8 protein-coding genes and 2 pseudogenes are annotated in these 10,575 nt (G+C 75.6%); 5 read left to right on the forward strand and 5 right to left on the reverse strand.

Going from position 1 to position 10,575, the window contains the following annotated elements; all coding sequences use genetic code 11:
• Positions 1-29: 29 nt before the first annotated feature.
• Both AB0H57_RS31790 and AB0H57_RS31795 read right to left on the reverse strand, forming a co-directional pair.
• Entirely contained in the window at positions 30-1,274 is a 1,245-nt protein-coding gene (locus tag AB0H57_RS31790; protein WP_357512363.1) for an NAD(P)/FAD-dependent oxidoreductase, read from the reverse strand.
• Positions 1,275-1,295: 21 nt separating this feature from the next.
• Positions 1,296-1,493, reverse strand: a complete 198-nt coding sequence (locus tag AB0H57_RS31795) for a heavy-metal-associated domain-containing protein (protein ID WP_357512364.1) — start codon at positions 1,491-1,493, stop codon at positions 1,296-1,298.
• A gap of 242 nt (positions 1,494-1,735) precedes the next feature.
• On the opposite strand from AB0H57_RS31795, the gene AB0H57_RS31800 reads away from it, so the two are divergent.
• Positions 1,736-5,008: a heavy metal translocating P-type ATPase gene (locus AB0H57_RS31800; RefSeq protein ID WP_357512365.1), complete on the forward strand. Its 3,273-nt coding sequence runs from the start codon at positions 1,736-1,738 to the stop codon at positions 5,006-5,008.
• Positions 5,009-5,046: 38 nt separating this feature from the next.
• On the forward strand, positions 5,047-5,682 hold the full coding sequence (locus AB0H57_RS31805; protein ID WP_357512366.1) for a DJ-1/PfpI family protein: 636 nt from the start codon (positions 5,047-5,049) through the stop codon (positions 5,680-5,682).
• A gap of 55 nt (positions 5,683-5,737) precedes the next feature.
• On the opposite strand, the gene AB0H57_RS31810 is transcribed toward AB0H57_RS31805, so the two are convergent.
• Positions 5,738-6,451, reverse strand: coding sequence for a spermidine synthase (locus tag AB0H57_RS31810; protein ID WP_357512367.1), 714 nt, complete (start codon positions 6,449-6,451; stop codon positions 5,738-5,740).
• A 107-nt stretch (positions 6,452-6,558) separates the two neighbouring features.
• Positions 6,559-6,942 carry a hypothetical protein gene (locus AB0H57_RS31815; protein ID WP_357512368.1) on the reverse strand — a complete coding sequence of 128 codons (384 nt, stop codon included), beginning with the start codon at positions 6,940-6,942 and terminating at the stop codon, positions 6,559-6,561.
• 256 nt (positions 6,943-7,198) lie between these two features.
• On the opposite strand from AB0H57_RS31815, the pseudogene AB0H57_RS31820 reads away from it, so the two are divergent.
• The 3 genes and pseudogenes from AB0H57_RS31820 to AB0H57_RS31830 all read left to right on the forward strand — a co-directional run.
• A pseudogene (locus tag AB0H57_RS31820) lies at positions 7,199-7,526 on the forward strand (IS607 family transposase); the annotation flags it as partial.
• Positions 7,523-8,944 carry an IS607 family element RNA-guided endonuclease TnpB gene (gene tnpB, locus AB0H57_RS31825; protein ID WP_357512369.1) on the forward strand — a complete coding sequence of 474 codons (1,422 nt, stop codon included), beginning with the start codon at positions 7,523-7,525 and terminating at the stop codon, positions 8,942-8,944. The pseudogene AB0H57_RS31820 and the gene tnpB, both read left to right, overlap by 4 nt.
• Before the next feature lie 16 nt (positions 8,945-8,960).
• Positions 8,961-9,814: pseudogene (locus AB0H57_RS31830) on the forward strand (type VII secretion protein EccB); the annotation flags it as partial.
• A gap of 78 nt (positions 9,815-9,892) precedes the next feature.
• Here AB0H57_RS31830 and AB0H57_RS31835 read toward each other — a convergent pair.
• On the reverse strand, positions 9,893-10,501 hold the full coding sequence (locus tag AB0H57_RS31835) for a class I SAM-dependent methyltransferase (RefSeq protein ID WP_357512370.1): 609 nt from the start codon (positions 10,499-10,501) through the stop codon (positions 9,893-9,895).
• Positions 10,502-10,575 lie beyond the last annotated feature (74 nt).

Genomic DNA, 10,575 nt, shown 5'->3' on the forward strand with positions numbered 1-10,575 from the left:
GATCGGGGCCGCCCTCGCCCAGTCGCCGACTACCGAGCACAATGACGTGCTGCTGACCTGGCTGTCCGAGGACAGCCCGGCGAGGGCCCGTACGATTGGGCCGCCCGGCGGCCCGCCCACGGCGATCGACCGGCCGTTCGGGCGACGATCACCGCCGGTCGGCGGCTTGCCCGCCCGGCGTCCGTACGCCGGATCAGCCGGCCGGGGCCAGCGCGGCACCGGCGGCGGCCCGGCGGTCCAACGGCGAGGCGGTCGGCCAGGAACCGGGCGTCCCCGCCCACCCAGCCGAGCACCGCCGAGCCGCGGGAACGCTGCCAGGGCAGTCCGAGGAAGTACAGCCCCGGCCAGTCGGTCACCCCGTCCCGGTGCACCGGCGCGCCGGACGGGTCCAGCACCGGCACGTGCAGCCACGGGTAGTGCGGGCGGAACCCGGTGGCCCACACCACCGCGTCGACAGGTGACCGGTCCCCGTCGGCGAGTACCACCTGGTCGCCGTCGGCGTCGAGCACCCGGCCGACCCGGCGCACCCGGGCCAGCAGGGCCGGCACGTCGGTGCCGATGATCGGGTTCTGCGCGGCGAGCCGGGCCCCGAGCCGGCTGTGCGGACCCAGCCGCATGGTGCCGGTGCGGGAGAACCACCAGAAGATGTCCCGGCCCGCCCAGCGCTGCGGGAGCACCGGCCCGAGCGTCGGCGCGGCGAGCGTCACCCGCCGGCCGTGCCCGGCCAGCTCGGCGGCGAGCTGGACGCCGGTGTTGCCGCCGCCGACCACCAGCACGTTCCCGCCGGGCAGTCCCGCCGGCGCGCGGTAGTGGCTGCTGTGCACCTGCGCGACGCGCGGATCCAGCCGGCGGGCGAGCGCCGGCACCGCAGGGGTGTGGAACGCGCCGCTGGCCACCACCACCCGCGCCGCCCGCAGCGGACCGGCGGTGGTGTCCACGACGAAGCCGCCGGCCGGCCCGGGACGTACCGAGGTGACCCGGCAGTTCGACCGGACCGGCAGGCCGAAGTGCGCCGTGTAGCCGGCCAGGTAGTCGGCCACCTCGTCCTTGCCCGGGTACCCGTCGGGGTCGCCGGGGAACGGCAGGCCGGGCAGGGCGTCGTACCGGCGTGGGGTGAACAGGGCCAGCGAGTCCCAGCGCCGCCGCCAGGCGTCCCCCACCCGGGGGTGGGCGTCCAGGATCGCGAACGCGACGCCGGCCCGGCGCAGCTGGTGGCCGAGGGCGAGGCCGGCCTGTCCGCCCCCGACGATCACGGTGTCCAGCACGGTTTCCATCAGCGGTGCCTCCCGTCCCGCTCAGACGACCTGGTGGCCGGCCTCGCCGATCGCCGCCCGCACGGCGTCCGGGTCGGCGTCGCCGGTGACCCGGACGGTGCGGTCGGCGAGGTCGACGGTCACCGCGCGGACGCCGGCCACCAGGCCGACCTCCTCCCGCACGGCCGCGACGCAGCGCGGGCAGCTGATCTTCGGTACGGAGAGCACGAGCTCGGTCACGGGGATCACTCCTTCTTGGTGGGGTGGCCGGCCGGCCACCGTTGCCTGCTCGGTGCGGTGGCCGGTCGGCCGCCGTCGCCCCGCACGCTCCCGGCCCGCGCTGTCCGCCCGCTGTCGGCCCGCCGCCCGGCCGGGGCGCGCAGCGGACAGGTCCCGGACAGTGCCGGCCGGGAGCGTGTGGGCACCGGGCCGGATGGGCCGGTCAGCGGGGCGAGCGGGCCCCCGACGAGAGGAGCAGCGCGATGACGACACCGACCGTGCTCGCCGGCACGCTGGAGATCGGCGGGATGACCTGCGCCTCCTGCGTACGCCGGGTGGAACGGGCGCTGACCCGGCTGGACGGCGTCGAGCGGGCCGAGGTGAACCTGGCGACCGAGACCGCGCGGGTCGGCTACGACCCGGGGCGGGTGACGGTGGCCGAGCTGTCGGCGACGGTCCGGCGGGCCGGCTACCGGGCGAGCATCCCGGTCGACGCCCGGCCGGCCGGCACCGGCACGTCGCCCGCCGCCGGGGCGCCGGCCGGCGAGGCCACCGACGGGCCGGCCGACGACCGGGCGGCCGACGCGGCACGTCAGGTGCGCCGCCTGCGCCACACCTGGCAGCTCACCCTGGGCACCGGGCTGGCCATGATGGTGCTGATGTACCTGCCGCTGTCCGTCGACGCGATGGACTGGCTGATGCCGCTGCTGCTGGTGGTGGCGACCGTGGTGCAGTTCCACGTCGGCCGGCCGTTCTACGCCGCGGCCTGGGCGGCGGCGCGGCACGGCGGGGTCAACATGCACACCCTGGTGGCGCTCGGCACCACCGTCGCGTACGCGTACAGCGCCTTCGTGACCCTCTGGCCGGCCGCGGCGGAGCGGCTCGGCCTGCCGCTGCACGTCTACTTCGAGATCTCGGTCGTGGTGATCGCGCTGGTGCTCGCCGGCCGGTGGATGGAGGCCCGGGCCCGACGGCGCACCGGGGCGGCCGTGCGGGCGCTGGCCGGGCTGCGCCCGCGCACGGCCCGGGTGCTGCGCGCCGGGGTCGAGGTCGAGGTGCCGGCGGACGAGGTGGTGGTCGGCGACCTGGTCCGGGTCCGCCCGGGGGAGAAGGTGCCGGTCGACGGGGTGGTCGCCGAGGGCTCGTCCACCGTGGACGAGAGCATGGTCACCGGGGAGAGCATGCCGGTGACCCGCGCCGTGGGCGACGTGGTGATCGGGTCGACGGTCAACACGACCGGGTCGATGGTGTTCCGGGCCACCGCGGTCGGCAAGGACACCACCCTGGCCCAGATCGTCCGGCTGGTGCAGGACGCGCAGGGCGCCAAGGCGCCGATGCAGCGGCTGGTGGACGTGGTGTCGTCCTGGTTCGTGCCGGCGGTCATCGGCCTGGCCCTGCTGGCCTTCGCCGGCTGGGCGGCGTTCGGCCCGGACGGCGGCCGGCTCACCCTGGGCGTCGGCGCGGCCATCGCGGTGCTGATCATCGCCTGTCCGTGCGCGCTCGGCCTGGCCACCCCGACCGCCGTCATGGTGGGCACCGGCCGCGCGGCCGAACTGGGCATCCTCATCTCCGGCGGGGACGCGCTGGAGCGGGCCCGCCGGGTGGACACCGTGGTGCTGGACAAGACCGGCACCCTCACCCGGGGCCGGCCGGACGTCACCGTGGTCCGTCCGGTCGCCGGCGGCGACGCCGACGAGCTGCTGGCGTACGCGGCGGCGGCGGAGGTGGGCTCCGAACACCCGCTCGGCGAGGCGATCGTCCGGCGGGCCCGGGACCGGGGGCTGACCCTGCCGCCGGTGCGCACGTTCGAGGCGCTGCCCGGCCACGGCGTGGTGGCCGAGGTGGCCGGCGAGGCGGTGCGGATCGGCAACGCCGCGCTGATGCGCCGGCACGGGGTGGACGTCGACCCGCTCACCGCCGCGGCGACCGAGGTCGCCGCCGCCGGCGCAACCCCGGTGTACATCGCCCGGGCCGGCCGCCTCGCCGGGCTGGTCGGGGTGGCCGACCAGGTCCGGCCGGAGTCGGCGACGGCGGTGGCGCAGCTGCGGGAGCTGGGCCTGAGCGTGTGGATGCTGACCGGGGACAACCTGGTCACCGCCGAGGCGGTCGCCCGGCAGGTGGGCATCGACCAGGTGATCGCCGAGGTGCGGCCGGCGGAGAAGGCGGCCCGGGTGGCGCGGCTGCGGGCCGGCGGCGCGGTGGTGGCCATGGTCGGCGACGGGATCAACGACGCGCCGGCGCTGGCCGGAGCCGACCTCGGCATCGCCGTCGGCACCGGCACGGACGTGGCCATCGCCGCCTCCGACGTGACGCTGGTCGGCGGTGACCTGCGCGGCATCGTCGCCGCGATCGGCCTGTCCCGGCGTACGGTCACCACGATCAAGCAGGGCCTGCTCTGGGCGTTCGGCTACAACGCCCTGCTGATCCCGGTGGCCGCCGGGGTGCTGTACCCGCGCTGGGGCATCCTGCTCGATCCCGCGCTGGCCGCCGCCGCGATGGCGATGAGCTCGGTCAGCGTGGTGACCAACGCGCTGCGGCTGCGCCGGTTCCGGCGCCCCGACACGGTCGCCGCGGTGCGGCCCCGGCCCGCCGCCCGGCTCGCCGACTACGCCTACCTGACCGGGGTGGCCGCCCTGGCGCTGGCCGTCGGCGCCGGGTTCACCGCGCTGAGCCGCACCGACGCCGCGGCGCGCGGGATGAACGGGGTGCTGGCCTGGACCCAGGACACCGGGATGCCGATGCGGCCGGCGATGAGCACGATGATGACCGCCGACACCGAACCGCTGCCCGCCGACGACGCCGGACTGCGGGTGGACGTCCGCCCGGCCGCCGACCTCGCCCCCGGCCGCCCGAGCAGGCTGCGCATCCGGGTCACCGACGCGACCACCGGGCGGCCCGTCGACGACGTGGTACGCAACCACGAGGCGTGGATGCACGTCATCGTCACCCGCGACGACCTGGCCAGCTTCGACCACGTGCACGCGGTGCCCGCGGGCCGGCCCGGCGAGTTCGACGTGCCGGTCACCGTCCCCACCCAGGGCCGGTACCTGGTGCACACCGAGTTCCGCCGTCGCGGCGAGCTGACCGACGTGCTGGCCCGGCACGAGTTCGCCGTCGGCGACCCGGCACAGGTGATCCACCAGCGGCCGGCGGTGTCCCCCCGCGAGCTGGCGACCCACGGGATCCGGGTGACGCTGACCGGTGACGCGGAGGTCGGCGGCCCCAGCCGGTTCACCTTCCGGTTCGCCGACGCGGCCACCGGCCGCCCAGTCACCGGGCTGCGACCGTACCTGGCCGCGGCCGGGCACGTGGTGGTCATGTCCGCCGACGGGCGCACCTTCGCCCACGAGCACGCGGAGACCACCGACGAACGCGGCCGGCCGGTCTTCGCCCTACCCGGGCAGACCTTCGGCCCCGACCTGGACCTGCACGCCGACTTCCCCCGCCCCGGCCGCTACCGGATGTGGGGCCAGTTCCGACTCGCCGACGGCCGGGTGATCACCATCCCGTTCACCGTCGACGCCCACGACCGGTGACGGCCACCCCGCCGCACCGGACTGAGAGGAGAAACGCCATGCAGATCGCCGTCCTGCTCTTCGACCGGTTCACCGCGCTCGACGCCGTCGGCCCGTACGAGGTGCTCAGCCGGCTGCCCGGCGCCCGGACGGTCTTCGTCGCCGCCCGCGCCGGCGCGGTCACCAGCGACGTCGGCAGCCTCCGGCTGACCGCCGAGGCGACGCTGGCCGAGGCGCCCCGACCGGACGTCGTGGTGGTGCCCGGCGGCCCGGGCCAGATCGCGCTGATGACCGACGAGCCGGTGCACGAATGGCTGCGCGCGGTGGACCGCACCAGCACCTGGACCACCTCGGTCTGCACCGGCTCGCTGCTGCTGGCCGCGGCCGGGCTGCTCACCGGGCGCCGGGCCACCTCGCACTGGCTGGCCCTGGACCAGTTGCCCGCGCTCGGCGCCACGCCCAGCAGCGAGCGGGTGGTGGTCGACGGCAAGTACGTCACCGCCGCCGGTGTCTCCGCCGGCATCGACATGGCGCTCACCCTCGCCGGCCGGATCACCGGGGACGCCGTCGCCCAGGCGATCCAGCTCGGCATCGAGTACGACCCGCACCCGCCGTACGCCGCGGGTTCGCCGGCCACCGCCCCGGCGCCGCTGGTCGCCGCTCTGCGGGCGAACCCGCAGGCGGTCCTGGGCTGAGCCGGGGTCCGGCCCGGGCGGTGACCACCGCCCGGCCCGGACGGCGGTACGCCGGTCAGTGGCGGGCGACGTAGACGGTGTTGGCCGATTCGCGCCGTTGCAGCGGGTTGGCGAACCGGACGACGTGGGCCACGGTGGTCGGGAACACCTCGGTGAGGATCCGCTGGAACTCCGGGTCCGGCGGATCGTTCGACCAGAGCGCGAAGACCCCTTCCGGGCGCAGATGCCGAGCCAGCCGTTGCAGCCCCTGCACCGTGTAGAAGGCCTGGTGCGCCGGGTGCAGCACGTGCCGCGGCGAGTGGTCGATGTCGAGCAGCACGGCGTGGAAGCGCCGCCCGGGCTCGTCCGGGTCGAAGCCGTCCGCGCTGTCCGCCGCGGCGAAGAAATCGGTGTGCACGAACCGGGTCCGCGGGTCGGTCGCCAGCCCGTCGGCGAACGGCAGCAGGCCGGCCCGATGCCACTCGATCACGTCGTCGAGCGCCTCCACCACGAGCATCGAGCGGACCCGGGACTCCTCCAGCGCGGTCCGCGCGGTGTAGCCCAGGCCCAGACCACCCACCACCACGTCCAGGTCCGCGCCGGCCAGCGGGGCCAGGCCGAGCCGGGCCAGTTCGATCTCCGCCACCGGAAACAGGCTGGACATCAGGTACTCGTCGTCGAGCTTCACCTCGTACACGTCGACGTCGAGCGCCGGGTCCCGCCGCCGGCGCAGGCTGATCGCCCCGATCGGGGTCTCCCGCCAGGCCAGCTCCTCGAATCGAATGCCCACGGGTGATCCCTCTTTCCGGCCGGTTCGGTGATCCGGATGCTACCGGCCGGCGCGGCGCGGCCACCCGGGTTCGCCCCGACACCACGGACTGGCGTTCCTGCCGCTCGTCACCACGGCCAGAGGGCCGCCCCCACCACACCGACCAGCGCGACGGCCCCGAACACCGAGGCCGGCCCGGACGAGCCCCGCCACCGCAGCGTCACCGCCGCGGCGACGGTCAGCAGCAGCGCCACCGGGCCGGTCAGGGTCAGCCACCCAGCCCACACCGCCGCCCCGGTGCCGCCGGTACCGACCGGTCCGTGGGTCAGCAGCCAGCCGCCGAACAGCACACCGGCCCAGCTCACCGGAGTGAGCGCGGAGGTGGCGACGGCCAGCGCCTCCACCGCCGGACCGGGCCGCCGCCGGACCGCCGGGCCGGCCGGACCGGTGACCGCTCGGCGTTCGGGCGCGGCCGGCCGCAGCCCCGGCCGGCGGGCGGTGACGGTCGTCATCCGGCGAACCTAGACCGGGACCCACCGGCGGCGGATCCCCCGTCAGGCCGGGGCCCGGGCACCGGTGGTGCCGGCCGGCGCGGCACCGCCGGCCCCCGGCCGCCCGCCGCCATGGAGGGTCCCCGGGAGATCGACGGAACGCTTATCCTGGGCGGCGATCGTACGCCGGAAGGGGCCGCATGCCGTCGCGGCAGGACCAGCTGCACTCGTACCAGTTCACCGTCCAGCGGGCGGTCGCCGCCCTGGTGATGCGGCGGTGTCGCGGGTGGTGACTGAGGTTGGTTCAGCGTTGTACGGGCGGCGCGGGAAGTTGATCGCTTTGCTGCGTGATCCGGCGGTGGCGACCACCGTGGTGGAGCATCGGGACCGGTTCGCGCGTTTCGGTGTCGAGTATGTGGAGGCGGCTCTCGTGGCGCAGGGCTGCCGGTTGTTGGTGGTGGATCCGGCTGAAGTCGACGACGATCTGGTGGGTGACGTCACGGAGATTCTGACCGAGTTGTGCCCGTCTTTACGGCCGCCGGACGGCGGCCGGCCGCGCACGCAGTGCGGTCGGCGCTGTCACCGGCCGGGACGGGTCGGTGTGAGGACGGTCCAGGCGTACCGGTTCGCCCTCGACGTGAGCCCGGCGCAGGAGCGTGCCCTGTTCGCGCACGCCGGGGCCGTCCGGGTGGCGCACAACTGGGCTCTGGCGAGGGTGAAGGCGGTCATGGACCAGCGGGCCGCTGAACGGACCTACGGTGTTCCGGACGACCGGCTCGTCGAGAACGTGTCGTGGTCGCTGCCGGCGTTGCGGCGGGAGTGGAACGCGGCCAAGGGCGAGGTCGCGCCGTGGTCGACCGAATGCTCGAAGGAGGCGTTCAACACCGGCCTGGACGCCCTGGCCCGCGCGCTCAAGAACTGGGCCGATGCCCGCACCGGTAAACGTAAGGGCCGGCGGGTGGGGTTTCCCCGGTTCAAGTCCCGCCGCCGCACCACACCAGCCGTGCGGTTCACCACCGGCACGATCCGCGTCGAACCGGACCGTCGGCATGTGGTGCTGCCAAGGGTGGGCCGGTTGAAGCTGCACGAGTCCGCCCGCAAACTCGCCCGCCGCCTGGACAACGGAACCGCCCGGATCATGTCCGCAACCGTGCGGCGTGACGGTGGGCGGTGGCATGTCGCGTTCACCTGCGAGGTCGAACGCGCCGAACACCGCCCGGCCCGTCCGTCCTCGGTGGTGGGTGTCGATGTCGGCATCGCACAGCTTGCCGTGCTGTCGACTGGCGAACTGGTGCCGAACCCGCGTCACCTCGTCACGGCGCAAACGCGACTGCGGCAGCTCGGTCGGACGTTGGCGCGTAAGTCCGGCCCGGACCGGCGGACCGGCCGCCGGCCGTCGAACCGGTGGCAGCGCGCGTCCGCACGGCTCGGCCGGGTACACGCCCGGGTCGCGAACTTGCGCCGTGACGGCTTGCACAAGCTCACCACCGGACTCACCCGCGAGCACGGCACCATCGTGGTCGAAGACCTCAACGTGGCCGGCATGCTCGCTAATCGGCGGCTGGCCCGGCACATCGCCGACGCCGGCTTCGCCGAACTCCGCCGGCAGTTGGTGTACAAGAGTCAGTGGAATGGTGGCCGGCTGGTCGTGGCCGACCGCTGGTATCCGTCCTCGAAAACCTGCTCCGGATGCGGCACAGTGAAAACCAAACTGGCCCTGTCCGAGCGTGAATACCACTGTCAGGCGTGCGGCCTGATCCTGGACCGGGACCTCAACGCCGCACGCAACCTCGCCGCACTCGCGGCACAGACACCAACCGCCGGGAGTGGCCCGGTGGCAGGACGTGGAGCCGACCATAAGACCCCACCCACGGGGCTGGTGGCTACGAAACGTCAACCCGGCACGGCACCCGCTGGCAAGACCGGGACCGTCCCACCGCAAGGCGGGGCTACCAACCGTGCACTCACCAAAGTGCACCGAGAGGTAACGGGAGCGTCCCGCGCCACGCTCGGCGCTAGCTGATCGGGGTGGCCGCCCGCTGCGCGACGACGGGCTGCTGGTCCGGCATCCCGACGGCACCCTGCACCTGGTCTGGCACCAGCGGCGGCACCTGGTCCGCGACCCAGACCGGGTGCTCGCGGCGCTGGCCGCCACCCGGGAGCGGGCGTCCCGGTGGCGCCCGCCCTGCTCAACACCCTCGCCGTGGGCGGCGACCTGGTCGCGCCGCCGGTGCCCGGGCTGGGGGAGCGGTCCCGGCGGGTTCCCGGCGCCGCCGTCGGCGACGTCTACCTGGTCCGCAACACCGGCGGCGGGCGGCAGTACGCGGTCGTCGAGCGGGACGGGCTGGCCGGGATCACCGAGTTCCAGGCCAGCCTGCTGCTGGCCCGCACCCGCCAGGGCACCCCGGAGCAGCTCACCCTCGGGCGCTTCGCCGAGCTGCCCAAGCAGCCCGACCGGGTGCCCCGGGGGCCGACCGCCCCGCCCCCGTCGCCGCCCCGGCTGGCGGGGGTCGACGGCGACGGCGTCTGCGCCCGTACCGGGGACGACGGGGGCGCGCGGGAGGTGCGGCTGGGCGCCGTCGTGCCCGACCTGGCCGGTGCCGCCCGGACCGGGGCCGCGGTCGGCGGTGTCCCGCTGGCCGATCACGTCCTGGTGGAGCCGGGCCGGGGAGCGGTGGTGGAGAGCGTGGCCGCGCCCGGGGCGGGCGGCGGCACGGTCTGCGTGGTGACCGATCTGGGCCGCCGGTACGTGCTGGCCGACCGCACGGTGCTGCCGATGCTCGGCTACCGCGACGTGCGGCCGGTACGCCTGCCCGCCGGCCTGGTCAGCCTGGTGCCCGCCGGCAGCCCGCTCGACCCGGCGGCGGCCCGGGCGGTGGTCGCCCCCGGCTGACCCCGGCGCCGCCCCGCCCGCTCGTTCAGCGCGGTCCGGCCCGGCCGCACTTGCCTGGGGACGCGGGCGCCGGGTGGGTCACTCCGGCGCGCGGCGCAGCACGGTGACCGCGAAGGTCGCCTCGTCGTGCCAGGGGCGCAGGTCCCAGGTGGCGAAGCGGTGTTCCGTCCGCAGCCCGGCGGTGGCGGCGACGTCGGCGTCGAAGTGGTCCAGCCGGTAGCCGCGGTCGGTGCCGAAGCCCACCACCAGCAGCCCGTCCGGCCGCAGGTGGGCGGCGACGTGGGCGAGCACCCGCTGCTCTGTGCCGGGGGCGACGAAGGTCATCACGTTGCCCGCGCAGACCGCCGCGTCGAACGGTTCGGGTTCCCCGGCGGCGGGCAGGTCCAGCTCGGCCAGGTCGCCGACCAGCCAGGTCGGGCCGGGATGGTCGGCGCGGGCCGCCTCGACCAGCTTCGGGTCGGCGTCCACCCCGACGACGGTGTGCCCGCGCGCGGCCAGTTCCGCGCCGACCCGGCCGGTGCCCGCGCCGGCGTCCAGGATCCGGGAGCGCGGCGCCACCATGGCATCGACCAGCCGGGCCTCGCCGGCCAGGTCAGCCCCTTCGGCGGCGAGCCGGCGGAACCGGTCGATGTACCACTGCGAGTGCTCGGGGTCGGTCTCGGTCTTCCACCGGGTCGGGTTGCCCATGCCTGCACGGTAGCTGGCCGCCCCGGGTGTGAGGCGGGGGCCCTTGTTGACAGACGTCTGTCAACAAGGGCCCC

Source organism: Micromonospora sp. NPDC050686 (assembly GCF_040654475.1).
In the GTDB taxonomy this organism is placed as follows: Bacteria; Actinomycetota; Actinomycetes; order Mycobacteriales; family Micromonosporaceae; genus Micromonospora.